This window comes from Microtetraspora niveoalba (assembly GCF_001570405.1).
Taxonomy (GTDB): domain Bacteria; phylum Actinomycetota; class Actinomycetes; order Streptosporangiales; family Streptosporangiaceae; genus Microtetraspora; species Microtetraspora niveoalba.
This window is the reverse complement of the sequence record NZ_BBYM01000002.1, coordinates 78,621-103,697: the sequence shown is the minus strand read 5'-3', so window position 1 is coordinate 103,697 and position 25,077 is coordinate 78,621. Positions and strand designations below refer to the sequence as shown.

The following is a 25,077-nucleotide window of genomic DNA, read 5'->3' as shown; positions in this document are numbered from 1 at the left end:
GTCAGGCCGCCTTCCTGTCGAGCCGCAGCAGCAGGAGCATCGGACCGATCGTGATGACGAGCAGCACGATGCTGAGCGCCGACGCGTAGCCGAGGTGGCCGGTGAAACCGCGGCTGTAGAGCTGGATGAGCATCACCACGGACATGTCCCGCCCGCCCGGTCCGCCGGTGCCGTTGGACAGCACGTACAGCTCGGAGAACACCCGCAGCGCGGACACGGCGACCAGCACGGAGACGAGCAGCATGGTGTTGCGCACGCCGGGAACGGTCACGCTCCAGAATCGGCGCACCGGGCCGGCGCCGTCCACCGCCGCGGCCTCGTGCAGCTCCCGGCGGACGTTCCCCAGCGCCGACAGATAGATGATCATGTAGTAGCCGAGCCCCTTCCAGATCGTCAGGCTGATCGCGCTGAACAGCAGCAGCCAGCGGTCGGTGAGGAACGGCACCGGTTCGGCGACGACGCCGAGCCACTGGGCGAAGCCGTTGATCAGGCCCCGGTCGTCCAGCACCCAGCCCCAGATCAGCGCCACCACCACGGCGGAGGCCACCACCGGGGTGTAGAAGGCGGTACGGAAGAACATGATGCCGGGCAGCTTCTTCTCCACCAGGATCGCCAGCAGCAGCGGCAGCATGACGAGCAGCGGCAGGCAGACCAGCATGAACACGACGCTGTTGAGCAGCGCGTCGGCGAGCTGGTCGTCGTCCAGCGCCCGAGTGAAGTTCTCCAGGCCGGTGAAGCGCCCGCCGCCCAGCGGCTTGGCGTTCGTGAACGCCAGGACCACCGTGTTGATCGAGGGCCAGATGTTGAACACGCACAACCAGAGCGCGGCGGGCGCCACCAGCAGCCAGGGCGTGAACCAGCGGCGATGGGTCATCAGTTCTTGAGCAGCTCGTCGCACTTGGCCACGGCGGCGTCGAGCGCCTGCTTGGACGAGATGTCACCGCTGATCGCGAGCGCGAACTGCTGCCGGACGAACTTGCTCATCGCGTCGGTCACGACGACCGGCTGGAGCATCTTGGCCTCCGCGAGCGAGGCGAACGCGATCACCTTGGCGTCGCCGGCGTTGGTGCCGTCGCTCTTGCTGAAGTACGGGTCGTTCGCGGACGCCTTGGTGCTCGGGAAGATGCTCACCAGGTGGGCGAAGGCCGCCTGGTTCTCGGCGCTGGTCACCCAGCGGGCGAGCGCGATCGCGGCCGGCGCGTTCTTGGTCCGCTTGGACACCGACAGGCCCTGCACGTACAGCGGCGGGACGCCCATGTCCTTGGACGGCACCACCTTGGGCGCCAGCGTGGGGTTGTCGGTCGCCAGGCTGGTGATGTAGTTGCCGCCTCCGGTGGTCCAGGCGGCCGTGCCCTCGTTGAAGAGCTGGGCGTTGCCCGAGTACGTGTCGGTCAGCACGTCGCGCGGCAGCAGGCCCTCCTTGAACGCGTCGCGGTACTTGTCGAGCAGCGCGGCGGCCTCCGGCGTGTTGAACGTGAACTTCGCGCCGTCGTCGGACATCAGCGGGATGCCCGCCTCGGCCAGGTCGCCGAGCTCGGGCCTGCGGCTCATCAGGTAGACCTTGCCGCCGGACTTCCCCTTGAGGGTCCTGGCCTGGGCGACGAGCTCGTCGAAGGTGGCCGGCGGCTTCTTCGGGTCCAGGCCGTACTTCGTCATCAGCTCGGAGTTCCAGTAGTTGACGTCCGTGTTGAGGTACCACGGGTAGCCGTAGACGCCCTGGAACCCGGCGTACGTGTAGGCGTCCAGCCCTCCGGCGACGTACTCGTCGGAGAGTTTCGGGTCGGCCTGCGAGACGTCGAGCAGCATGCCCTGCTTCACCAGCGGAAGCGCGAAGTCGGGCGGGAGGTTGGTCACGTCGGGCAGGGTGCCGCTCGCGGCCTGGCTCAGCACCTTGTCGGAGTAGCCGTCGCCGGGCTGGTCCAGCCACTCGACCTTCACCCCGGGGTACTTCTTCTCGAACGCGCTGATCACGCCCTGCATGTAGTCGGTGAACTTGGGCTTCAGCGCCCACGTCTGCAGGCTGACCCTGCCCTTCACCTCGCCCGCGAGGTTCGCGCTCGGCGCCGCCGCCGACCCCTGATCCGCCTCTCCCAGACCGCAACCCGCGACCGCCGTCGTGGCGGCCAGGGCAAGACCTGCCCAGTACCTTCGCATGGACATCTCCTTGGGGGGTGAACTAAACCGCTATAGTTGCCGGACTATCCACGGGCTAGACTCCCGTGTCAATAGGTGAGATCGATTTGTGAAGGAGCCGGTCGTGGGTCGACCGACGATCGCCGACATCGCGGAGCGGGTCGGCGTGTCCAAGGGCGCGGTGTCGTTCGCGCTCAACGGGCGTCCCGGGGTCGCCGAGGCGACGCGGGCCCGCATCCTGCAGGTGGCCAAGGAGATGAACTGGCGCCCGCACAGCGCGGCCAGGGCCCTGGGCGGGGCGCGCGCCGAGGCGGTCGGCCTGGTGATCGCCAGGCCGGCGAGCACGCTCGGCGTCGAGCCCTTCTTCGCGCAGCTCCTCTCGGGGTTGCAGGCCGGGCTCTCCGCGCAGTCGGTGGCGATGCACCTGATGATCGTCGAGGACGCCGAGGCCGAGATGGAGGTGTACCGCGACTGGGCCTCCGCCCATCGGGTGGACGGGTTCATCATGGTCGACCTCAAGGTCCGGGACCCGCGCGTCGAGGTGCTCGAGGAGCTCGGGGTGCCCGCCGTGGTGCTCGGAGGCCCCGGCCGCCACGGTTCGCTGTCCAGCGTCTGGGCCGACGACCGCGAGGCGATGTTGTCGGTCGTCGACTATCTCGCCGCGCTCGGCCACCGGCGGGTCGCGCACGTCGCCGGCCTGCCCGAGTTCCGGCACACCCAGCGGCGCATGAGGGCGCTGCGCGACTCCAGCCGCCGCCTCGGGCTCGTGGACGCGGTGTCGCTGACCACGGACTTCAGCGACGCCGAGGGCGCGGCCGCGACCAGGGCCCTGCTGTCGCGCCGCCTGCGGCCGACCGCGATCGTCTACGACAGCGACGTGATGGCGCTCGCCGGGCTCGGCGTGGCGGGCGAGATGGGCGTGCGGGTGCCGGACGAGCTGTCCGTCGTGGCCTTCGACGACTCGGTCCTGACCCGGATCGCGCACCCCTCCATCACCGCGCTCTCCCGCGACACCTTCGCGTACGGGCGCAAGCTGGCCGAGGTCATGCTGGAGGTCGTCGCCGACCCCGGGCGGCGGCGGGAGCTGAAGACCGAGACCCCTCGGCTCATCGTCAGGGAGAGCACCGCGCCGCCCGGGTCTTGGCAGGCTGACTAAAACGGTTTAGGGTCCCCGGGAGATCGACTCACCTCTCGGAGGACGCGTGCCCCTGCCCCACCCCATCCGCTTCGGCGCCAACTACGTGCCTTCGGCGGGCTGGTTCCACAGCTGGCTCGACCTCTCGCCCCACGCCGTACGCCGGGACTTCGAGGACCTCGCCGGCATCGGGCTCGACCACGTCCGGGTGTTCCCGATCTGGCCGTGGATCCAGCCCAACCGGACGCTGATCAGGCAGCGGGGGATCGACGCCCTGCTCGACGTGATCGACGTCGCCGCCGAGTTCGGCCTGTCCGTGGCCGTGGACCTGCTCCAGGGGCACCTGTCGAGCTTCGACTTCCTGCCGTCCTGGGTGCTCACCTGGCACCGGCGCAGCCTCTTCACCGACCCCGAGGTCCGCGACGGCGTCGCCGCGTACGCCGACCGGCTCACCCGGGCCGTCGCCGGCCGCGACAACGTGTTCGCGGTGACCCTCGGGAACGAGGTCGACAACCTCTACCCGGCCAACCCCACCACGCCGGAGGCGTCCACCCGCTGGGCGGCCGAGCTGATCGACGTCGTCCGCGCCGCCGCGCCGCGCCTGCTGGCGCTGCACTCGCTCTACGACGCGAGCTGGTACGACCCCGGCCACCCGTTCCACCCGGTGGACAGCGTGGACCTCGGCGACCTCACGACCGTCCACTCGTGGGTGTTCAACGGCGTCTCGGCGCTCGACGGGCCGCTCGGCCCCGCCACCCTCACCCACGCCGACTACCTCGTGGAGCTGGCCGCCGCCACCTCGCTCGACCCGGCCCGCCCCGTCTGGCTGCAGGAGGTCGGCGCGCCGCGCCCCGACGTCCCGGAGGCGGACGCGCCCGCGTTCGTCCGCCGGACGCTCGACGCGGTCACCGCCAACCCCGCGCTGTGGGGCGTCACCTGGTGGTGTTCCCACGACCTCGACCGCGCCATGGCCGACTTCCCCGACAGGGAGTACGACCTCGGCCTGTTCACGGTCGGCCACCGGGCCAAGCCCGCCGCGGCGGAGCTGGCGGCCGTCGTCCGGGAGCTCCGCCGTACCGGCGGGCGGCCCGCCGCCGGGGCCAGGGCCGCCCTGCTGTGCGACGTGGACCTGCGGACCGAGCCGGAGCGCCGGGCCGAGGTCGCGCCGGGCAGCGCCTTCCACTCGGAGTGGGTCCGGCTGCGCCAGGCCGGCCCGCTCGCCATCGTCACCGCCGGCCGCGCGACCGACGCCGGCCATCTCAGCGCTCGGGGGATCGACACCGTCCTGACCCCGGCATGAGCCCGGGGCGAAAGGAAGAGATCCGGATGCGACTCCGGCCCCGCGCCTCCGACCCCGCGCTGAAGGCGAACACGAACGCCCGTGCCGGCGAGGGCCGCGTCGCCTCGCTCGTGTCGTTCGCCCCCACCTCGGGCAACCCCTCCCAGGGGTCCCCGGACGCGAACTACTACGCCTTCACCTACTGGCAGTACGTCGACACGCTGGTCTTCTGGGGCGGCTCGGCCGGCGAGGGCCTGATCCTCGCGCCCAACGCCACGGTGATCGACGCTGCGCACCGCAACGGCGTCAAGGTCTACGGCACCGTCTTCTTCCCGCCCACCGCGTACGGCGGGCAGATCGGCTGGGTCCGCGACTTCGTCAAGAAGACCGGCTCGCCGCGTACCTCGACCGGCCGGTGTGTCCCGCGGTGAGAGCGCACCCCCCGGTGACGGGCCTGCGGCGGCTCACCGGAACCGTCCGCTCCTACGCCTGGGGCTCCCGCAGCGCGATCGCCTCGCTCCAGGGCCGCCCCGTGCCGACACCCGTTCCCGAGGCCGAGCTGTGGCTGGGCACGCACCCGGGCGCGCCGTCCCACCTGGGAGGCCGCCCGCTGCCCGACGTCGTCGCCGCCGACCCCCGGCGTGTCCTGGGGGCGGCGGTCGCCGACGAGTTCGGGCCGCGCCTGCCGTACCTGATGAAGCTGCTGGCCGCGGAGGAGCCGCTGTCGCTGCAGGCGCACCCGGACGCGGCGCACGCGCGCACCGCCTACGCGGCGGAGGAGGCGGCCGGGCTCCCTCCTGAGGAGCGCAACTATCGCGACGGGAACCACAAGCCCGAGCTGCTCGTCGCCGTCACGGAGTTCGAGGCGCTCTGCGGCTTCCGCCCGCCGGGGGAGGCGGCGGGCTCCCTCGCCCGGCTCGGCGTGCCCGGCCTGCGTCCCCTCGTCGACCGGCTGGGCGGGCCCGAACCGGCCCGGGCGCTGCGCGAGGCGGTGACGCTGGCGTTGACGCTGCCCGCGCGGGCCCGCGCCGATCTCGTGGGAGAGGTGGCCGCCGCCTGCGCCGGGCTCGGCGGCGCCGATCCGGCCTACGAGGTCGCCGCGCGGCTGGCCCGGCTCCACCCGGGCGACGCCGGCGTGGTCGTGTCGCTCCTGCTCAACCACGTACGGCTCGCGCCCGCCCAGGCGGTCTGGATGCCCGCGGGCAATCCGCACGCGTACCTGCGCGGGGTGGGCGTCGAGGTGATGGCCGCCGGCGACAACGTGCTGCGGGGCGGGCTGACCCGCAAGCGGGTGGACGTCCCCGAGCTGCTGCGGGTGCTGCGCTTCGAACCGCTGGAGAACCCCGTCATGGAGGGGACTCCGGTCTCGCCCGGAGTGGTCGGATGGGCGCCGCCCGTACGCGAGTTCGCGCTGACCCGAGCGGTCGTGGGAGACCGGGTCCCCGAGGCGGAGCTGACCGCGCCGGGCGCGCGCGTCCTGCTCTGCGTGTCCGGCCGGGTCACGCTGGCGGACGGCGCGGAGCGGCTGGACCTGACCCCGGGGACGGCGGCGTTCGCTCCGGCCGAGGTCCGCACGGTGACCGTCTCCGGCCACGGCGAGGTCTTCCAGGCGACCACCCCGTGAGCGGGAACACGCCCGCGAACCGAGCACGACACGTACAGCTGCCGACAGGTCAGTGGGAGGCGGATCCGATGAGGACGACGAGCGCGGTGACCAGCGCGGCCGAGGCCATGGCCAGGGCCATCGGCGATCTGAGCCGCCGCCCCTCGTGCGACGCCCTCCGGCGGGCGACCTTGAGTGCGACCCAGGCGCCCTGGGCGAGCACAGCGGCGACGAAGGCCAGCAGCAACGGCATGAGAGCCGCCGGGACGGGCAGCGCGTTCATGACGAAGCCGCCCGCGACCGGGCTCACGCAGGCCAGGGCGATCCACGGGGCCAGACGCCGGCGCGGACGCGCCCCCAGCAACGCGGCGAGCGCGAGGCCCTCGCCCGCCGCATGGACGAACAGCGCGGCGACCACGACGATCGAGGCGGTCAGCGCCAGGGTCGCCCCCTCCAGGAAGCGGTGCAGCGCGAGACCGGCCGCCGTGCCGATGCCGCCGGCGCGGCTCGGCTCACAGGGGCAGCCGACGCGCACCACCGCGTCCATCACGCACCAGGAGACGAGCACGGTCGCCGGTACGGCCCACGGCGGCACACCGGCCTCCCGCGCCTCCGCCCAGGCGTCGGGCAGCAGATCCAGGGCGGCGATGACGAGCAGGACACCCGAAGCTGCGGCGAGCGGCAGCGCGGACCGGCCGGAACCGCGCCGGGCCAGCCAGGCGCCCGCGACCGTCGCGACGGCGATGAGCGACACGGCCGCGAGCGTCTCGACCGAGGGCAGCGGCCACGTGGCGACCGGGCTGCCGGCGTGCGTCTCGCCGTGGAGAACGGAGAGCATGTTCCCTCCCCGCGAGGGAGACTCGCGCGTCCGCTGTGAGAAGAACGCCCTCCATCCACTATCGCACCGGCCGGGCAGGTCACCCGGACGTGGCGTCATCGTCGGTTCGTCTACCGAAGCGCACCGGAAGCGGCGTCGCCCCAGGTCCCGGTCGCTCCCGTACGCCGGCGGCGGGGCTAGCGTGGAAGGGAGGCGACGTCTCGACGGGGAGAGATCATGGCTCACACTCGCGAACTGTTCGACACGATGACCGCCAAGGCCGGGCTGAGCAGCGACCTGCTGGCCGACGCGGTGGACACCCTCCAGGAATGCGAGGAAGTGGTGACCGCCTGCGCGATGGGCATGCTGGGCGAACAGGACGCCCTGGACATGGCGTCGGCGATCAGCCGGGACCTGGACTGCGCGGACGTCGTCGGGACGACGCGCCGGGTCCTGACCCGGGGCAGCGGCCCCGACAACAGCCTGATCAGCGCGCAGATGGAAGCCAGCCTGCTGGCGTGCGAGCGCAGCCACGAGCTCTGCAGCCGGCACGCCGCCCACCACGCGCACTGCCGGATGTGCGCGGAGGCCACACGCCGCTGCGCCGACATGTGCGGGCGGATTCTCGAAGCACTGCACGGATAGCGCGGCCGCGCGCGGCCCCGCGACGCACCGCGCCGCCCTGCCCGCCCGCCGGCCGGGGCGCGGGAAGGGCGCCGGAAAGCAGGGCGCGGGAAGGTCAGGGCATCGGAAAGCAGGGCGCCGGAAAGTAGGGGCAGCCCTACCACCGAGAGGGTGGAACGCCTTCTCCCGCGGAAACCCGCCGGTCAATACGGTTGTCCGGACAATCGGCAATCGGGACTAAGCGGGGGATCCAGGTGGCATCACCTGTCATTCGCATGAATGCGGTGACGAAGACGTACACGCGGGGAGCGCACGAGGTGCACGCCCTGCGCGGGGTGACGGTCGGGCTGCCCAGAGGCGGGTTCACCGCCGTGATGGGCCCCTCCGGGTCGGGCAAGAGCACGTTCCTGCACTGCGCGGCCGGGCTGGACACGCCGACGTCGGGCACCGTCCACCTGGGTGAGGCGGAGCTGTCGCGGATGGACGAGACCCGCCTGACCGAGCTGCGGCGGGAGAAGGCGGGCTTCGTCTTCCAGGCGTTCAACCTGATCCCCTCGCTCAGCGTCGCGGACAACATCACGCTGCCGCTCCGGCTGGCCGGCGGGCGCGCGGACCGGGCCTGGCTGGAGGAGGTCGTCAGGCGCGTCGGCCTCGACGACCGCGTCGCGCACCGGCCGTCCCAGCTCTCGGGAGGCCAGCAGCAGCGGGTGGCCATCGCCCGCGCGCTGGTGACCAGGCCCGAGGTGGTCTTCGCCGACGAGCCGACCGGCGCCCTCGACACCACGACCGCCGGCGAGGTCCTCGCCCTGCTGCGCCAGGTGGTGGACGCCACCGGCCAGACCGTGGTGATGGTGACGCACGACCCGGTGGCCGCCGCCTACGCCGACGAGGTGCTGTTCCTCGCCGGGGGCGTCATCGTGGACACCGTCCGCTCCGCCACGGCCGACACCATCGCGCGGCGCATGTCCGCGCTCGGCCGGTCGACGGCGGCCGTGTGATGCTCGGCCTCGCCTTCGCCACCGTGCGCGGCCGCGTGCCGTCGCTCGCCGGCTCCTTCCTCGCCCTGCTGTTCACCGCCGTCCTGATCACCGCGTGCGGGATGCTCATGGAGAGCGGCCTGCGCGCCCAGGTGCCGCCCGAGAGGTACGCCGCCGCCCCCGTCGTGCTGGCCGGCCCGCAGCAGACCTCGATCGCCAAGAAGGAGGACGGCCCGGTCGAGGTGACCGAGAGCGTTCCTCTTGAGGAGCCCACGACGATCCCGGCCTCGCTGGCCGGCGAGATCCGGAAGGTGCCCGGGGTCCGCGACGTCGTGCCCGACCTGACCTTCCCCGTCGGGGTGCTGGACGGCCAGGGCCGGGCCGTCCACGGTCGCGCCCTCGGCCACGCGTGGGAGTCCGCGCGGCTCACGCCGTACACGCTGCGGGCGGGGCGCGCGCCCGCCTCGCCCGGCGAGATCGTCCTCGACGCCGCCCTGGCCGGGACGGCCCGGCTGAAGGTCGGCGCGAAGGCGCGCGTGCTGGGCCGGGACGGCGTGCGCGCCTACACGGTGGCCGGGATCGCCGCTCCCGGCCTCGCCCGGCAGCCGGCGGTCTTCTTCACGGCGCCGCGGGCCGCCGAGCTGTTCGGCCGTCCGGGCCGCGTGTCCGCGTTCGGGGTGTTCGGGTCCGGCGACCCCGCGCGCCTGAAGGACAGGATCGAGACGGCGCTCGGTACGTCGGAGGGCACGGCGGCGCGCGTCTCCGTGCGGCTGAAGGACGGCGCGCCCGCCGCCGCGGGTCCGGTCGCGTACACGGGCGACGAGCGCGGGCTCGCCGAGAACCCGGGGACCTCGGCGGCCAGGGAGACGCTCATCGCGCTCAGCGGCAGCCTCGGCGGCATCGCCGTCATGGTGGCGGCCTTCGTGGTCGCCGGCACGTTCGGGCTCGCCCTGCGCCAGCGCGGGCGGGAGATCGCGCTGCTGCGGGCGGTCGGCGCCGCCCCCGCCCAGATCCGGTCGATGATCGGCAAGGAGGCCCTGCTGATCGGTGTGGCGGCGAGCGTCGCCGGTGTGCCGGCGGGGGTCCTGACCGGCCGGTGGATGTTCGGCGAGCTCGTCTCCAAGGGGATGATCCCGGATGTCTTCCCGCTCGCCGCCGGGCCGGCGCCGATGCTGGCCGCGGTGGCGCTGGGGACGGCCACGGCATGGCTTTCGGCCAGAGGCGCCGTACGGCGGGCCACCCGGATCCGGCCGACCGAGGCGCTGGGCGAGGCGGCGGCCGAGCCGCGCGCGCTGGGCCGCGCCCGGGTGGTCACCGGGCTGGTCTTCCTGGCCCTGGGGGTGTCCGTGTGCGTCCTGTCGATGTTCGTGGCGGGCGAGACGGCGGCGATGAGCGCGGGCGGCATCGTGATCCTCCTCGCCGTGGCCGCCGCCCTGCTGGGGCCGTGGCTCGTCCGGATCGCCGTCGCGCTGGTGGGCGGGGCGCTCGGCCGGGCGTCGCGGGTGGGCGGCTACCTCGCGGTCGCGAACACCCGCACCGGGGCCAGGAGGCTGGCCGCCGTGGTCAGCCCGCTCACCCTGATGCTCGCGTTCGCCGGCACCACCATCTTCACCCAGTCGACCGTCGGGCACGCGAGCGCGCGGCAGGCCGCCGACGGCACGCGGGCCGGCTACGTGGTGACGTCGGCCGGGCCGGGGGTGCCGGCCGGCGTCGCCCGCGCCGCGCGGACGCTCCCGGGGGTCGCCGGGGTGACCGAGGTGATCGACACCCGGGTGGTCGGCGACCTCGAGGAGCTGGGCGACCGCGCGCTGCGCCCGTACGGCGCGCTCGGGCTGACCGTCCCGGCCCACGGGCTGGACCTGGACGTCCGGTCCGGCTCGCTGGACCGGCTGCGCGGCGCCGCCGGGGAGACGGTGGCCCTGAGCACGCTCGCCGCCGGATCCTTCGGCGCGTCGGTCGGCGACAGGGTGCGGCTGCGCCTCGGCGACGGCACGCCGATCACGCCGACGGTGGTGGCCGTCTACGGCCGGGGCCTCGGCTTCGGCGACGTCGCCCTGCCGTACGACCTGGTGCGCGCCCACACCGCCTCCGGCATGGCCGACCGGCTCCTCGTCGTGGCGGACGGGGCGGCGGCCGGCCGTCTCGCCGGGCTGAGCCCCGGGCTGGCGGTGCTGGACCGCGACGGCGTCCTCGCTGCGCGGGACGCGGCGCAGGAGGTGAACGACTGGGTCAACCTCATCGCGCTCGGCCTGATCATCGTGTTCATCGCCATCTCGGTGACCAACACGCTGATCATGGCGACCGCCGGCCGGGTGCGGGAGCTCGCGCTGCTGCGACTGGTCGGCGGCACCCGGCGCCAGGTGCTCGGCATGATCCGCTGGGAGGCGCTGCTCGTCGGCGGCGTCGCGCTGGCCGCCGGTACGGCGATCGCGGCGCCGACGCTGGCGGCGATCAGCTACGGGCTCACCGGATCCGCGGTCCCGCACGTACGGCCGGCCGCCCTGGCCGTGATGGTGGCCGTCACGCTGGGACTGGCGCTCGCCGGGACCCTGCTCCCCGCCCGCGCCGCCCTCGCGGGCCGCCCGGCCGAGCGGATCCGCGGCTGACCCACGGCTCACGGCTCGTACGGCGGAGCCGCGCGCTCCCGCGGAGGACACGGCTCCCGGGAGCGCACGGCCCACCCGAGTGACGACATCAGCGGGACGGCGGGGCGTCCCCGGTGCGGATCACGACGGAGATCGGCAGGTGGTCGGAGGCGACCGACTCGGCGACGCGATGACTTCCCGGCACGAGCTCCACCGCCCGGCCCGTGAGGATCCAGTCGATGCGCTCGCCGGTCTCGGGGAAGGTCGCCGGGCCCGCGTCCCCGGCGTCCCCGAGTCCCCCTCCCGTGAGCCGGGCGATCTCCGGGCTGCCGGGCGCCGCGTTGAGGTCGCCCACGACAAGGGTGGTGTCCCGTACGCGGGCGAGCAGGCCGTCGATCTCACGGAGCCGCGCGACGGAGCTCTCGTGGCTGAGGTGCGTGCCGGCGAGCGTGTACGTCCGGTTCGCGGCGCGGACGCTGATCTGGAGCACGGCGCGATCCTGAAGAGCGTCGGGGTGGTGGGGCAGCCGCGCGCCGCGCACGTCGACGACCGGGACGTCGGTGAGCACCGCCAGCCCGAAGGCGTTCTCCGCGGCCCGCGTGTACGCCATCCGCATGCCGAGCCGTTCCGCGAGCCAGGTCGCGAGGTCGGTGGTGCCCGAGGTCGGCCATCCGCGGCCGACCTCCTGGAGCAGGATGACGCTCGGCCCGTCGGCGAGCCGCTCCAGGGTGGCGGCGATCGCCTCGGGGTCGAGGCGGCCGGAGGGGGCGGTCCCCTCGTGGATGTTGTAGGAGATCACGCGCAGGCCGCCCGCCGGGACCGGCTCACCCGTGCCGGACAGCGTCCTGTCCGCGGGCATGGCGAGCAGCAGCACCGGCGCCGCGAGAAGGACCAGGCCGAGCGGCGGCCACGACGCCGCCCGCAGCGCCGCCCACGACGCCGGCCGAGACCCGCCGCGCTCGCGCACCCCGGCGAGAGCCGTCAGGGCCGGTACGGCTGCCGCCAGGGCGGCGAACGCGGATCCGGGCAGGCCGAGGGGGACGAGGTAGGACATCTGGTAGCCGAAGACGACCACGACGAGGGCCAGGAGCCCCACCCAGGCGGTGAGTGTCCCGGAGCCCGCGCCGCCGGGGCGCACGGCCAGGGCGAGCGCGATTCCCGCCAGCCAGCCGCCCAGGACGACCAGGGGAACGACGACCGGGCCGACCGCGCCGTCCGGGCCGGTGAGCGCCCAGCTCACGGCGGGGAGGCCGAGCAGGGACGCTCCCGCCGTGATCGCCCTCGGCGTCCCGGAGGGCAGGGCGCGGGCGGCGCGCATCGCCAGGAGGGTGGTCGCCTGCGCCGCCAGCAGGAGCAGGCCCGCGCTCCGCAGCGGCAGCCCTGCGGCGGCGGCCAGCGCCGCCGGATTGGTGAGGATCACGAGATGGAGGGCGAACCACGGGCCGACGGCGATCAGGCCGCGCGTCGCGGCGCCCGCGACCGCGACGGTGCGGTCGCGAGCGGCGGCGTCACCGGGCTCCGCGGTGCCGGGGACGGGACGGGCGAGCCGCGCCGCGGCGAGCGCGAGGACGAGCGGCACGGCGCCGGAGAACAGGAGCGCGGGAAGCGAGCGCTGCCCGATCGGATCCCAGGTGGTGAAGCAGAGCCGCACCACCAGATCGACGGCCGCCCCGGCCTGCAGGCCGTACGGCAGAGCCGCCGGAGGCGCCGCGGACAGCAGGCAGGCCGTGGTGAAGAGGGCGACCGCTCCGGCGGCCACCCCGAGGGGGACGGCGGGGCCGTGCACGAGGACGGCGAGTCGTACGGCGACCAGCGCCCCGGCACCGGTGAGCAGCACGACCGCCGGTCCGGCCAGCCGCCTGAGCGGCAGGACGAGCAGCGGGGCGAGGGCGAGGGCGGCGATCACACCGGCCAGCGGGACGTATCCGGCGGTGTCGGCGAGGTGGGCGAGGCTCGGGAAGGCGAATCTCAGCGTCTCGAACGCGGGGGCGGCGATCAACGCGATGAGGAGGAACCGCGGGGGGCGCATGTCCCAAGGCTAGGAGCGGTGCCCCCGAAAAACATGAGTAGTGCTCAAAGTGTGATCCCGGGCCGTCGCGGAGTGGGCGTATAGTGGTATACCAAACCGTGGCGCTTCGATCCGGCGGCCGGAACGCCGGCCCCGGGCGGAGAACCGCGTGACGTGCCGGCCGCCGCTCCCATGGCGGCTCCGCGTTCGACGGCGAGATCACGGAAGGGCGGTGCGGATGGAGCGCCGAGCGATCCTGGCCTCCGGGCTCGGCCTGCTGCTCGCCGCCTGCGGCGGACAACGGCCGCAGGCGGAGCGCGAGAGGAGAGGAGAAGGTGTGCTGAACGAGGAACTGCTGGCCCGCGCCGCGCGCGGTGACGCGGCGGGCGTCCGGGACGCGCTCGCGTCAGGGGCGGACGTCGAGGCCCGCGACGGGCGCCGCCGCACGGCCCTGCTGCTCGCCGCGGCGGCCGACCACGTCGAGGCGGCGGAGGTGCTGGTCGCGGCGGGCGCGGACCCGAACGCCCAGGACTCCGATCGGGACACGCCCTGGCTGGTCACCGGCGTCACCGGAAGCGTCGCGATGCTCAGGGTCCTCCTCCCGGCGGGGCCCGACCTGACCGTGCGCAACCGCTACGGAGGCGTGTCGCTCATCCCCGCCTGCGAGCGCGGGCACGTGGACTACGTCCGCGAGGTGCTGAAGACCGGCATCGACGTCGACCACGTCAACGACCTCGGCTGGACCGGCCTGCTGGAGGCCGTCATCCTCGGCGACGGCGGCCCCCGCCACCAGGAGATCGTCCGGCTGCTCATCGCCGCGGGCGCCGACGTCGACCTCGCCGACCGGGACGGCGTCACCCCGCTCGCCCACGCCGTCGCCAAGGGGCAGACGGCGGTCGCCGGGCTGCTCCGCGCCGCCGGGGCGCACTGACGCGTCGCCGCCGACGACCACCGCCGTGGTCACCCCCGTCCGGCACGGCGGATCGTGCCGGACCGCCCCCCTTGAGGAGAGATGTTGCGAACCCTGGTCATCGCCGCCCATCCCGACGAGCCCGAGATGTACGCGGGGGGAACGGCCGCGCTGCTGGCCCGCGCCGGGCACGCGGTGAAGTTCCTGACGCTCACCAACGGCGACGCCGGGCATCACGAGCTCGAACGTGTCCCGCTGGCCAGGCGCCGGGCCGAGGAGGCGCGGCGGGCGGCCGACGCGCTCGGCGTGGTCGACTACGAGATCTTCGACGTGCACGACGGCCATCTCGAGCCCACGGTCGAGACGCGCCTCCGGGTGCTCGCCGCGTTGCGTTCCTGGCGGCCCGACGTGGTCGTCGCCCTGCACGGCGACGGCGGCGGGCACCCGGACAACCGGGCCGCCGGGCTCCTGGTGGAGCACGCGGTGGCGTTCGCGACCACGCGGAACATCGAGGTGGGCGTGCCGAGGCTGGAGCGTCAGCCGCTCTGCCTGCTCATGGTCGACTACTCCACCACGACGCATCGGCACGACGTCGTCGTGGACGTGGACCCGGTGCTCGACGCCAAGCTCGACGCCTGCCTGGCGCACGCCTCGCAGTTCCTGGAGTACGCGCCCTGGCAGCGCGGCTTCCTCGATCGGGCGCCCGCCCCTGGTGACGTCCCGGCCGGCCGCGCCTTCGTCCGGGAGCACTGGGCGCGCTTCCTGCGGGCCGGGGAGGAGATGCGACCGGCGCTGGCGCGCCGCTACGGCGCCGCGGAGGTCGGCCACGCGGAGACCTTCCAGCTCGCCGGGTACGGCAGGCAGGTCGACGAGGATGAGCTGCGGCGCCTGCTCCCGATCTTCGGTGACCCCTCACCCGCGGCGTCCGGCGCTGGTCAGGGGTGAGGGCCGCGCCGCCTGGTCCGGGTGGCGGTGACCGGGTTGAAGTGCGGGTCGCTCCACTCCTGGGCCATCCGCATCGACAACTCGCGGCCGGCGGCGGCGTGGGCGCGGGCGAGCGCGCCGGCCTTCTCGGGATCGCGCGCGGCGATCGCCTGGTAGAGCCGGGCGTGCTCGGCGCACTGCTCGCCCGGGTCCCGGACCGCCGTCAGGCGGAAGAGCCAGCGCAGCTTGGTGGCGAGCGGATCCATGATCGACTGAAGCAGCGCGTTGCCGGAGGCGTCGACGACCTCGGTGTGGAAGGTGGCGTTGGCGAGGGCGAGGCCGCGCTCGTCCCCGCGCGCCCGCGCGTCCTCCGCGGCCCGGAGGGGTTCGCGCAGGCGGGACAGGACGCCCTCGTCGGCGCGTTCGGCGGCACGGCGCGCGGCCAGTTCTTCGAGGTGCTCGCGGATGTCGAACAGGTCGGAGACGTCCGCCGGGGTGAAGGGGCTGACCAGCGCTCCCTGGCGGGGGACGAGGATGACGAGGCCCTCGTCGTGCAGCCGCCGCAGCGCCTCGCGCAGGGGGATCCGCGAGATGCCGAGCTCGGCGGCCACGTCGCGTTCGACGATGCGCCGGCCGGGGTGCCAGACGCCTTCGACGATGCGCTCGCGCATCGCCTCGTAGGCGAGGTCGCGCAGCGAGCCGGGAGCGGGTGCGGGCTGGTTCATCTCCCGGCCGATTCTGCCCTCGCCGCAGGTACGCCGCAAGCTAGCGGTATACCGAAGTCGTCGTGCGTCGCCCGCGCCTGGCGGGAGCTCCCGCGCCGGCACCTCCGTATGCGCCCGATTCTCGGCCAGTTCCACGGCGACCCCGGAACGGCCTACGCCGCACGTGCCGCCAACCGGTAACCAGGCAGCCCGCGAATCTCGCGAGGTGCTGGGGCCGACGACTCCCACTCAGGCGAGCGCCTCGGCCAGGGCGACCACGTCTCCGACAGCCGGCCCCACCACCACGATCAACGGGCTGCCCTTGAGCGCCTCGACCGCGTGGAAGCCGAGGTCGCGGTATTCGGCCATGCCCTCGGCGCCCGGCAGCACTAACGGCTTGTGGCCGCCTTCCCGATCAGCAAGCCGGACATCCGCTCGGTGATGTAGGGCGCCGACTCGGGGCTTCGGCCCCGCCCGTTCGAAGATCCCCGGGGCGCGGCGACCCGTCGAGCGTGGCTCGGTGCGCCTCCTGTCCGGGAGCGCGCCTCTGGGCGCCGCCGCCCTTTGTCCCTCGCATGATGGCTGGAGGGGGTGCTCGCGGAGGGGCCGGGCAAGGTCACGTGGCGTCGTACGGTGCCGGTCGCGTGAGCGGTCCGGCGAACTTGCCGTGCCCGCGTTGTAGATCGCAATATCTGATGTTAACGTCAGATTCAGTTTTTGTGCCGCCGTCATGCCCCCTGCCCTGTGGGCTGCCTCGAACGATCGGTGCCAGGCAGAAAGAGGTGTCCGTACATGCTCGACGACGATCAGAAGGACCTCCCGCCCTCCGCGCGCGCCCGCGGCCCGCTGGCCGGGCTGCGGGTGGTCGAGACCGGCTCGCTCATAGCCGGGCCGTTCTGCGGGCAACTCCTCGGGGACTTCGGCGCCGAGGTGATCAAGGTCGAGGATCCGGGCGGCGGCGATCCGATGCGGCAGTGGGGGAGCCATCGCCCGCAGGGACTGTCGTTGTCGTGGCCGATCATCGCCCGCAACAAGAAGTCGATCACCTGCGACCTTCGGCAGGCCGAGGGGCAGCGGCTGCTGCGGGACCTGCTCGCCGACGCCGACGTGCTCATCGAGAACTTCCGCCCCGGCACCCTGGAGCGCTGGGGGCTGGGTCCCGAGGCGCTGGCCGAGCTGAACCCCCGGCTCGTGATCACCCGGATCACCGGTTACGGCCAGGACGGCCCCTACTCCAAGAGGGCCGGCTTCGGTTCGATCGGAGAGGCGATGGGCGGCCTGCGGTACGTCACCGGGGAACCGGATCGTGCCCCCAGCCGCGCGGGGATATCGATCGGCGACTCGCTGGCCGGCACGTTCGCCGCGCTCGGCACCGTCATGGCGCTGCTGTCCCGCGAGCGCACCGGCCGCGGCCAGGTGGTCGACTCCGCGATCTACGAGGCGGTGCTGGCGCTCATGGAGTCGATCCTTCCGGAGTGGGAGCTGGGCGGGGCGCGGCGGGAGCGCACGGGCTCCATCCTGCCCGGGGTCGCGCCCAGCAACGTCTATCCCACCCGCGACGGCTTGGCCGTGCTGATCGCGGCCAACCGCGACACCGTGTTCGACCGGCTGGCCGACCTCATGGGCCGGCCGGAGTGGCGGGCCGACGAGCGGTACCGAACGCACGGCGCGCGCGGTGAGAACCAGGAGGAGCTCGACAAGCTGGTGGCCGAGTGGACCCGGGAGCAGGACTCCGACGCGCTGCTGGAACGCCTGCACGAAGCCGGGGTGCCGGCCGGTCTCATCTACACGGCGCAGGACATGTTCGCCGATCCGCACTTCGCCGCGAGGAAGGCGATCGTACGGCTGACGCACGACAAGCTGGGCGCGTTCCCCATGCAGAACGTGGCTCCGCGCCTCTCCGAGACCCCGGGCGACGTCCGGACCCTGGGCCCGGAGCTGGGGCAGCACAACGACGAGATCTACGGCGGCGTCCTGGGACTGGACGCCGAGGCCCTGGCCGGGCTCCGGTCGCGGCGGGTCATCTGAGGACGGGCCGCGGGCCCGCGACGAACCGGGGAGAGTCATGACCGTCAGGATCTGCGAGGTGGGCCCGCGTGACGGCCTGCAGAACGAGCCGGAGCACCTGAGCCCGCGGCGGCGGGCCGAGCTCGTCGACCGGCTGTCCGTCACCGGGTTGACCGGCGTGGAGGTGGGCAGCTTCGTCAATCCCGCCCGTGTGCCGCAGATGAGCGGCGCGGAGGAGGTGCTCGCCCTCGCGAAGCCGGTGGAGGGTGTCGACCACGTCGCTCTCGTGCTCAACGAGCGGGGCTACACCCGCCTGGCGGCGACGCGCTGCGTGGAGGCCAGGCTGGCCTTCTGCGTCACCGAGACCTTCAACCGGCGCAACCAGGGGCGCGGCGTCGAGCGGTCGCTGGCCGAGGCCGCCCGGATCGTCGCCGCGGCGCACGCCGACGGGCGGCGCGCGAGCATCACGCTGGCCGCGTCCTTCGGTTGCCCCTTCGAAGGGGCGGTCGATCCGGGACACGTGCTGGCGATCGCGGAGCGGGCCGCCGCGACCGGCGCGGACGAGCTCATCTTCGCCGACACGATCGGGGTCGGCGTTCCCCGGCAGGTGACCCGCCTCCTCGCCGGCGCGGCCGGGTTCGGCGTCCCGCTCGGCCTGCACCTGCACAACACCCGCAACACGGGCTACGCCAACGCGATCGCCGGGCTCGACGCGGGGGTGGCGGTGCTCGACAGTTCCGTCGCGGGCATCGGCGGCTGCCCGTTCGCGCCGAACGCGACGGGCAACATCGCCACGGAGGACCTCGTCTACCTCCTGGAGGGGCAGGGCGTGGACACGGGCGTCGATCTCGACGCGCTGCTGTCGGTCTCCGCCTGGCTCACCGAGGTGCTCGGCAGGCCGTTGCCGGGCCAGTTGCTGAGGGCTGGAAGGTTCCCGTCCCCGGTCATGTGATCGACCCCGCGAGCACCCGCTCTTCCCTCCGACGAGTCCGCACCAGCGAAACTGAATTTACCTTCAGAATCCGTTGACGCGTCCCTCGCGGGCCAATTACTGTACCGATCGGTCGGTACGCGACACGAAAGGTCTCCCCCATGTCCGAAGCAGTGATCGTGGAAGCGGTGCGCACCCCGGCGGGCAGACGCCATGGCTCGTTGTCCGGGTGGCATCCCGCGGAACTCGCCGCCGAGACGTTGAACGCGCTGCGGGAGCGGACCGGCATCGACCCCGCCGTCGTCGACGACGTCATCATGGGATGCGTCACCCAGAACGGCGCGCAGAGCACGAACGTCGGGCGCACCGCCGTCCTGGCCGCGGGCTGGCCCGAGACCGTCCCCGCCACCACCGTCGACCGTCAGTGCGGCTCCTCCCAGCAGGCCGTCCACTTCGCCGCCCAGGCGATCATGGCGGGATCGTGCGACGTGGTGGTCGCCGCGGGCATCGAGTGCATGTCGACCGTGCCGATGTTCTCCAACGCGCCGGGCGGCGACATCCGCGCCGTCTACGGTCAGGCGGCGCAGAACCGGTACGCCGACCGCGAGGCGTACGGACACACGGGCCTGGTGCCGCAGGGCATCTCGGCCGAGCTCGTGGCGGACCGGTACGGCATCGCCCGGGAGGAACTGGACGCCTACGGCCTGCTCAGCCAGCGGCGGGCGGCCGCCGCCCGCGACGAGGGCCGGTTCGATCGCGAGATCGTCCCCGTGGCGCGCAGGCGGCGCGACCGGGAGACCGGCGAGGTCACCGTGCCGGGCGGGAACCTGGCCGCCGACGAATGCATCCGCGACACCTCGATGGAGGCGCTGGCCGCGCTCAAGCCGGCGTTCGTGCCGGAGGGCCGGATCACCGCCGGCAACTCCTCGCAGATCGTCGACGGAGCGGCCGCGCTCCTCATCATGAGCTCCGGCCGGGCGCGAGCCCTGGGCCTGCGCCCCCGCGCGGTGATCCGGCACATGGCGGTCGTCGGCGCCGACCCGGTCGAGATGCTGACCGCGCCCATCCCCGCCACCCGGCGCGTCCTGGACCGCGCCGGGATGAGCGCGGACGACATCGACCTGTTCGAGGTGAACGAGGCGTTCGCCTCGGTGGTCCTCGCCTGGCAGCGCGAGATCGGCGCCGACCCGGCCAAGGTCAACGTCAACGGCGGGGGAATCTCCCTCGGGCACCCGCTGGGCGCATCCGGCGCCAAGCTGATGGTCACCCTGCTCCACGAACTCGAACGCACCGGCGGCCGCTTCGGCCTGCAGACGATGTGCGAGGGCGGCGGCATGGCCAACGCCACCGTGATCGAGAGGGTGTCATGAACTCCGCCGAGCGGTTCACCGACCTCAGCGGGAAGGTCGCGGTCGTCACCGGGGCGTCGAGCGGGCTGGGACGGCGGTTCGCCCAGGTGCTCGCCCGTGCCGGGGCGACCGTGATCGCCGCCGCCCGCCGTACGGACCTGCTCGACGAACTGGCCGCCGAGCAGGACGGTGTGCTCGCCCACCGGTGCGACGTCACCGACGACGCCGACTGCGCGCGGCTGATCGCCCGCGCCGACGAGCTGGGCGGGATCGACATCCTGGTCAACAACGCCGGCTGGGCCGATCCGCTGCCCGCCTTCGACCAGCCGATCGAGTCCTTCCGCCGGACCCTCGACATCGACCTGACCGCGCTGTTCCAGCTCAGCGTGCTCGCCGGGAAGTCCATGGCGGCGCGCGGCGGCGGCTCCGTCGTCAACATCGCCTCCATCCTCGGCATGGTGGCCTCGGCCCCCGTCCCGCAGTCCGCGTACGGTGCGGCCAAGGGCGCGGTGATCAGCCTCACCCGGCATCTGGCCTGCGAATGGGCGCGCACGGGAGTGCGGGTCAACGCGATCGCGCCGGGCTGGTTCCCCAGCGAGCTGACCGAGCGCATGCTCGCCGACGACTCCGCGCGCCGGTGGATCGAGCGCAACACCCCGATGGGGCGCCCCGGCAGGCCCGAGGAGCTGGACGCGGTCCTGCTGCTGCTCGCCGGGCCCGGGTCGGCGTTCGTCACCGGGCAGACCATCGCCGTCGACGGCGGCTGGACCGCGCGATGAACCAGGAGGAGAGACGGCATGGCCGTACATCGTGACCTGTTCGACGACACCCACGAGGATTTCCGGAGCAGTTTCCGGGCGTTCGTGCGGAGCGAGATCGAGCCGCACCACGAGAAATGGGAGACGCGGGGACGCGTGGACAGAACCATGTTCCTCGCGGCCGGCGCGGCCGGTTTCCTGGGCATGGCGGTGCCGGAGGAGTACGGCGGCCTCGGCGAGCCGGACTTCCGGTACAACGTGATCATCTCCGAGGAGCTGCAACGGGCCAACGTCATCGGCTCGGGCATGTGCATCACCCTGCACAACGACATCGTGCTGCCCTACCTGCTGACCGCCACCACCCCGGAGCAGCGCGCCCGCTGGCTGCCCGGGACGGTCACCGGGGAGACGATGGGCGCGATCTCCATGACCGAGCCGGGAACCGGGTCGGACCTCGCGTCGATCCGCACCACCGCGGTCCGCGACGGCGACGACTACGTCCTCAACGGCTCGAAGACGTTCGTCACCAACGGGCTCAACGCCGACCTGGTCGTCGTGGCGGTCAAGACCGATCCGGAGCGGCGCCACCGCGGGATGAGCCTCATCGTGGTGGAGGAGGGCGCACCGGGGTTCACGCGGGGCCGCGCCCTCAAGAAGATCGGGCTGAAGAGCCAGGACACCGCGGAGCTGTTCTTCGACGACGCCCGCGTCCCGGCGGGGAACCTGCTCGGCGAGCCGGGGACCGGGTTCGGCACCCTGATGCGCAACCTCGCGCAGGAACGGGTCGCCCTGTCGGTGTCGGCGATCGCCGGGGCCCGTGCCGTACTGGAGTGGACGGTCGACTACTGCCGCGGGCGGACCGCGTTCGGCGAGCGCCTGTCCTCCTTCCAGAACACCAAGTTCGTGCTGGCCGAGCTCACCACGGCCACCGAGGTCGCCCAGGTGTACGTGGACTACCTCATCCGCCGGCACGTGGCGGGCGAGCTGACGGCCGAGGAGGCCGCCAAGGCCAAGTGGTGGACCACCGAGCTGCAGCAGGACGTGGTCAACCGCTGCCTGCAACTGCACGGCGGCTACGGATTCATGCAGGAGTACCCGGTCGCCCGGGCCTTTCTCGACGCGCGGGTGCAGACGATCTACGGCGGCACCAACGAGATCATGAAAGAGATCATCGGCCGGTCCCTCGACGCGCCCGGGGAGCGGGCGTGAGCGTCGACGGCGAGGTGCGGGACGGCGTCGCGACGATCACGCTCAACCGTCCCGGCAAGCTCAACGCGATGACCGACGCCATGTGGAGCACGCTGGACGCCATGCTCGCGGAGCTGTCCGCGGACCCGGAGGTCCGGGTCGTGGTGCTCACCGGGGCCGGCGGCGCGTTCTGTGGCGGATCGGATGTCGGCGGCCTGCTCGACGACCTCGACACCCTGCCGGACCGGATCAGGGTGTCCAACCGGTGCGTGCTGGCCGTGCACGAGGCGCCGGTCCCGACCGTCGCGATGGTCGACGGCATCGCGGCGGGTTCGGGCGCGAACCTCGCCCTCGCCTGCGACTTCGTCGTCGCCAGCGACCGGTCCCGCTTCCTGCAGCTGTTCATCAGGCGCGGGCTGTCGCTGGACAGCGGGGCGAGCTGGCTGCTGCCCCGGCTGGTGGGGGACCGGCGGGCGCGCCGGCTGGCGTTGCTCGGCGACTCCCTGGACGCGGCGACCGCGCTCGAATGGGGGATGGTCACCGCGGTCGTCCCGCAGGACCGGCTGCCCGCCGAGGTGGCCGCGCTGACCGACCGGCTCCGCGGCCTGGCGCCCGGGGCCCTCAGCGGTACCAAGTCATTGCTCAACGCCGCGTGGGAGACCGACCTCGCCGCCGCGCTCGAAGCGGAGATCGCCAACCAGGTGGACGTGATCTCCTCTCCCGAGGCGCGGGCGGCGATCGCCGACTTCCTCCGCAAGCACTGAGTCGTTCATCAAGCTGAAGGAGACACAGGTGGATCTGACTGGCAGCTCGGCCATCGTCACCGGCGGAGGGTCCGGACTGGGGGAGGCCACCGGCCGCCTCCTTGCGGCCAAGGGGCTGAAGGTCACCGTCATCGACCTCGACGCCGACAACGGGAAGCGGGTCGCCGCCGACATCGGCGGCGGGTTCGTCGCCGCGGACGTGACCGACACCGAACAGGTCATCGCCGCGATCGACGCCGCGGCGGCGCAGGCCCCGCTGCGGGCCGTCGTCAACTGCGCCGGGATCCCGAGCCTGTCCCGCACGATCGGCAAGGACGGCGAGTACGCTTCGGCGCACAGCCTGGAGGCGTTCCGCAAGGTGGTCGAGGTCAATCTGATCGGCACCTTCAACGTCGTGCGCCTCGCCGCGACCGCGATGTCCCGCAACGAACCCGACGCCGACGGCGCCCGCGGCGCCATCGTCAACACCACGTCGGTCGCCGCGTTCGAAGGCCAGATCGGGCAGGTCGCCTACAGCGCCTCCAAGGGAGGCGTGGTCGGCATCACCCTGCCGCTGTCGCGCGACCTCGGCGTCGTGGGGGTGCGGGTCAACACCATCGCCCCGGGGCTGATCGACACGCCGATCTACGACACGGTGCCGGACCCGGACGCGTTCAAGGCCAAGCTGGCCGAGGACGTGGTGTTCCCCCGCCGGCTCGGTCAGGCCGAGGAGTTCGCCAGCCTCGCCTGGGAGCTGCTGACCAACGGCTACATCAACGGCGAGGTCATCCGGATCGACGCCGGCGTCCGGCTCCCGCCCAAGTAGCCGCCCGGGATCGCGGGGCCGGGGGTGAGGACCCCGTATCGTACCGTCGGCGCCGGAGCTGACCGGTGATCCCCACCCTCGAGAGATCGGCAGGTTCATGGTCCGCGAGTCATCGCAGAAAGCTCGGATTCTGCGCGTCGCCGCCGAGTTGTTCGCCGAACACGGATACCACGGAACGGGAGTGGCGCAACTCGAAGCGGCCGTCGGCCTCCAGCGCGGCGCTCTTTACCATCACATCGGCAACAAGGAGGCGCTGCTGTTCGAGATCAGCACCGCCCAGTTGCGGGTGATGGTCGACGCGGCCCACGACATCGAGACGCGTGTGGCGGACCCCGAGGAACGATTCCGGGAACTGGCCCGGACGCTCATGGAGAACGTCGCGGACCACGTTCTCGAATGGACCGTCCACTATCGCGACTTCACCGCGCTCACCGGCCCGCGCAGGGAGACGATGCTCGATCTGCGCAAGCAGTACGAGCAGGTGTGGGGGCGTGCGCTCGACGCGGGGGTGGCCGAGGGGAAATTCCGGAAACTGCCCGACCCCGTGGTTCTGAAAGGAATCCTCGGGATGTTCAACTACTCCTACGTCTGGCTGAAGAGGGAGGCGGCGCTGCCGCCGAGGGCCGTCGCCGACGTCTTCTGCGACACGTTTCTCGCCGGTATCCGGCGGCCCGATCCGCACGAATCAGAAGAGTGAACGAGTAAGGGTGAATATGGGGAATCGAGAGGACGGCGACGGGACGAGGGAGGTCCTCGTCGAGCGCGTCGGCGGCGTGCAGGTCATCACCATCAACCGGCCGGCGGCGAAGAACGCGCTCAACCTCGCCGTCGCCCGGGGCATAGCCGACGCGGTCGACGAGCTGGACGCGTCCGACGAACTGCGGGTCGGCGTCCTGACCGGCGCCGGCGGGGTGTTCTCGGCCGGCATGGACCTCAAGGCGTTCCTGCGGGGGGAGAGTCCCACGATCGAGGGCCGGGGACTGGCCGGCATCGCCGTGACCCCGCCGCGGAAGCCGCTGATCGCCGCCGTCGAGGGCTGGGCGCTGGCCGGCGGGTTCGAGCTGCTGCTCGCGTGCGACCTGGTCGTCGCGGGCGAGACGGCCAGGTTCGGCGTTCCGGAGGTCAGCCGCTCGCTCGTCGCCGCCGCCGGAGGCGCGCTGACGCTGCCGCGCCGCGTCCCGTTCGCGTTCGCCATGGAGATGCTCCTCACCGGTGAGCCCGTCACCGCGCGGCGCGCGTTCGACGTGGGCCTCGTCAACCGGGTGGCGCCGGCGGGAGAGGCGCTCGCCGGCGCGCTGGAGCTGGCCGCGAAGATCGCCGCCAACGGCCCGCTCGGCGTCGCGGCCACCAAGAGGATCGCCCGCTCCGCCGCCGACTGGACGCTCGCCGAGGGATGGGAGCGGCAGGAGCGGATCATCGCGCCGGTCTTCGCGTCGGAGGACGCGAAGGAGGGCGCCGCCGCGTTCGCGGAGAAGCGCAGCCCGGTCTGGCGGGGCCGGTAAAGCCCTCGTAGCAGGGTGACGGGAGCGGTGAGGACCGTGTGGCGGTCCTCACCGCCCGGTCGCATGCGGTGACC

Annotated in this window: 24 protein-coding genes; 18 read left to right on the top strand and 6 right to left on the bottom strand. The window is 73.2% G+C overall.

The genetic code is table 11. The features are described from left to right. Position 1 precedes the first annotated feature (1 nt). On the bottom strand, positions 2-874 hold the full coding sequence (locus AWQ70_RS00465) for a carbohydrate ABC transporter permease (protein WP_067168607.1): 873 nt from the start codon (positions 872-874) through the stop codon (positions 2-4). Further along, the gene (locus tag AWQ70_RS00460; RefSeq protein WP_067168605.1) at positions 874-2,154 is read right to left on the bottom strand and encodes an ABC transporter substrate-binding protein; all 1,281 of its coding nucleotides are present in this window, start codon (positions 2,152-2,154) and stop codon (positions 874-876) included. Before AWQ70_RS00460 ends, AWQ70_RS00465 begins: the two co-directional genes overlap by 1 nt. A gap of 103 nt (positions 2,155-2,257) precedes the next feature. Between AWQ70_RS00460 and AWQ70_RS00455 the strand changes: the two genes are divergently transcribed. The 4 genes from AWQ70_RS00455 to manA are packed head-to-tail and all read left to right on the top strand — an operon-like array spanning position 2,258 to position 6,171. Continuing rightward, entirely contained in the window at positions 2,258-3,289 is a 1,032-nt protein-coding gene (locus AWQ70_RS00455; RefSeq protein WP_067168988.1) for a LacI family DNA-binding transcriptional regulator, read from the top strand. A 46-nt stretch (positions 3,290-3,335) separates the two neighbouring features. Further along, a complete protein-coding gene (locus tag AWQ70_RS00450) occupies positions 3,336-4,568 on the top strand; it encodes a glycoside hydrolase 5 family protein (RefSeq protein WP_067168603.1) in 1,233 nt (410 codons plus the stop codon). A gap of 26 nt (positions 4,569-4,594) precedes the next feature. Beyond that, on the top strand, positions 4,595-4,978 hold the full coding sequence (locus AWQ70_RS00445) for an endo-beta-N-acetylglucosaminidase (protein ID WP_067168601.1): 384 nt from the start codon (positions 4,595-4,597) through the stop codon (positions 4,976-4,978). Further along, positions 4,975-6,171 carry a mannose-6-phosphate isomerase, class I gene (gene manA, locus AWQ70_RS00440; RefSeq protein WP_084516386.1) on the top strand — a complete coding sequence of 399 codons (1,197 nt, stop codon included), beginning with the start codon at positions 4,975-4,977 and terminating at the stop codon, positions 6,169-6,171. The genes AWQ70_RS00445 and manA overlap by 4 nt, the downstream gene beginning before the upstream one ends. A gap of 49 nt (positions 6,172-6,220) precedes the next feature. Here the strand turns inward: manA and AWQ70_RS37145 are convergent, their stop codons facing one another. Then, complete coding sequence (locus tag AWQ70_RS37145; protein WP_084516385.1) at positions 6,221-6,988, bottom strand: ZIP family metal transporter; 768 nt, start codon at positions 6,986-6,988, stop codon at positions 6,221-6,223. A gap of 216 nt (positions 6,989-7,204) precedes the next feature. On the opposite strand from AWQ70_RS37145, the gene AWQ70_RS00430 reads away from it, so the two are divergent. The 3 genes from AWQ70_RS00430 (at position 7,205) to AWQ70_RS00420 (ending at position 11,174) form a co-directional block, all read left to right on the top strand. Then, a complete protein-coding gene (locus AWQ70_RS00430; RefSeq protein WP_067168599.1) occupies positions 7,205-7,612 on the top strand; it encodes a four-helix bundle copper-binding protein in 408 nt (135 codons plus the stop codon). 254 nt (positions 7,613-7,866) lie between these two features. Continuing rightward, on the top strand, positions 7,867-8,589 hold the full coding sequence (locus AWQ70_RS00425) for an ABC transporter ATP-binding protein (RefSeq protein ID WP_067168597.1): 723 nt from the start codon (positions 7,867-7,869) through the stop codon (positions 8,587-8,589). After that, positions 8,589-11,174 (top strand): ABC transporter permease, encoded by a 2,586-nt coding sequence (locus tag AWQ70_RS00420; protein ID WP_067168981.1) that lies wholly within the window; start codon positions 8,589-8,591, stop codon positions 11,172-11,174. Before AWQ70_RS00425 ends, AWQ70_RS00420 begins: the two co-directional genes overlap by 1 nt. An 88-nt stretch (positions 11,175-11,262) precedes the next feature. On the opposite strand, the gene AWQ70_RS00415 is transcribed toward AWQ70_RS00420, so the two are convergent. Next, positions 11,263-13,182, bottom strand: a complete 1,920-nt coding sequence (locus AWQ70_RS00415; protein ID WP_067168596.1) for an endonuclease/exonuclease/phosphatase family protein — start codon at positions 13,180-13,182, stop codon at positions 11,263-11,265. A 217-nt stretch (positions 13,183-13,399) separates the two neighbouring features. Here AWQ70_RS00415 and AWQ70_RS00410 point away from each other — a divergent pair, with 217 nt between their 5' ends. Together AWQ70_RS00410 and AWQ70_RS00405 are read left to right on the top strand one after the other, a co-directional pair. After that, entirely contained in the window at positions 13,400-14,092 is a 693-nt protein-coding gene (locus AWQ70_RS00410) for an ankyrin repeat domain-containing protein (protein ID WP_157529820.1), read from the top strand. An 81-nt stretch (positions 14,093-14,173) separates the two neighbouring features. Then, the gene (locus tag AWQ70_RS00405) at positions 14,174-15,016 is read left to right on the top strand and encodes a PIG-L deacetylase family protein (protein ID WP_067168594.1); all 843 of its coding nucleotides are present in this window, start codon (positions 14,174-14,176) and stop codon (positions 15,014-15,016) included. Here AWQ70_RS00405 and AWQ70_RS00400 read toward each other — a convergent pair. Then, positions 15,007-15,720 (bottom strand): GntR family transcriptional regulator, encoded by a 714-nt coding sequence (locus AWQ70_RS00400; protein WP_067168592.1) that lies wholly within the window; start codon positions 15,718-15,720, stop codon positions 15,007-15,009. The genes AWQ70_RS00405 and AWQ70_RS00400 overlap by 10 nt on opposite strands. Positions 15,721-15,948: 228 nt before the next feature. After that, positions 15,949-16,089: a hypothetical protein gene (locus AWQ70_RS38480; protein WP_157529819.1), complete on the bottom strand. Its 141-nt coding sequence runs from the start codon at positions 16,087-16,089 to the stop codon at positions 15,949-15,951. A gap of 402 nt (positions 16,090-16,491) precedes the next feature. On the opposite strand from AWQ70_RS38480, the gene AWQ70_RS00395 reads away from it, so the two are divergent. From AWQ70_RS00395 to AWQ70_RS00355, 9 genes are all read left to right on the top strand, one after another. Continuing rightward, positions 16,492-17,727, top strand: a complete 1,236-nt coding sequence (locus AWQ70_RS00395) for a CaiB/BaiF CoA transferase family protein (protein ID WP_067168590.1) — start codon at positions 16,492-16,494, stop codon at positions 17,725-17,727. A 37-nt stretch (positions 17,728-17,764) separates the two neighbouring features. Further along, positions 17,765-18,658 carry a hydroxymethylglutaryl-CoA lyase gene (locus AWQ70_RS00390; protein ID WP_067168588.1) on the top strand — a complete coding sequence of 298 codons (894 nt, stop codon included), beginning with the start codon at positions 17,765-17,767 and terminating at the stop codon, positions 18,656-18,658. Between the two features lie 140 nt (positions 18,659-18,798). Next, on the top strand, positions 18,799-20,007 hold the full coding sequence (locus AWQ70_RS00385) for a thiolase family protein (protein WP_067168586.1): 1,209 nt from the start codon (positions 18,799-18,801) through the stop codon (positions 20,005-20,007). Further along, positions 20,004-20,765 carry an SDR family NAD(P)-dependent oxidoreductase gene (locus AWQ70_RS00380; RefSeq protein WP_067168584.1) on the top strand — a complete coding sequence of 254 codons (762 nt, stop codon included), beginning with the start codon at positions 20,004-20,006 and terminating at the stop codon, positions 20,763-20,765. The genes AWQ70_RS00385 and AWQ70_RS00380 overlap by 4 nt, the downstream gene beginning before the upstream one ends. Positions 20,766-20,783: 18 nt before the next feature. After that, positions 20,784-21,953: an acyl-CoA dehydrogenase family protein gene (locus AWQ70_RS00375; protein ID WP_067168583.1), complete on the top strand. Its 1,170-nt coding sequence runs from the start codon at positions 20,784-20,786 to the stop codon at positions 21,951-21,953. Further along, complete coding sequence (locus tag AWQ70_RS00370; RefSeq protein WP_067168581.1) at positions 21,950-22,696, top strand: enoyl-CoA hydratase/isomerase family protein; 747 nt, start codon at positions 21,950-21,952, stop codon at positions 22,694-22,696. The genes AWQ70_RS00375 and AWQ70_RS00370 overlap by 4 nt, the downstream gene beginning before the upstream one ends. 28 nt (positions 22,697-22,724) lie before the next feature. Further along, positions 22,725-23,501: an SDR family NAD(P)-dependent oxidoreductase gene (locus AWQ70_RS00365; protein WP_067168579.1), complete on the top strand. Its 777-nt coding sequence runs from the start codon at positions 22,725-22,727 to the stop codon at positions 23,499-23,501. 97 nt (positions 23,502-23,598) lie between these two features. Then, a complete protein-coding gene (locus AWQ70_RS41860) occupies positions 23,599-24,198 on the top strand; it encodes a TetR/AcrR family transcriptional regulator (protein WP_067168577.1) in 600 nt (199 codons plus the stop codon). Between the two features lie 16 nt (positions 24,199-24,214). Continuing rightward, positions 24,215-25,003 carry a crotonase/enoyl-CoA hydratase family protein gene (locus tag AWQ70_RS00355; RefSeq protein WP_067168576.1) on the top strand — a complete coding sequence of 263 codons (789 nt, stop codon included), beginning with the start codon at positions 24,215-24,217 and terminating at the stop codon, positions 25,001-25,003. Positions 25,004-25,077: the final 74 nt, after the last annotated feature.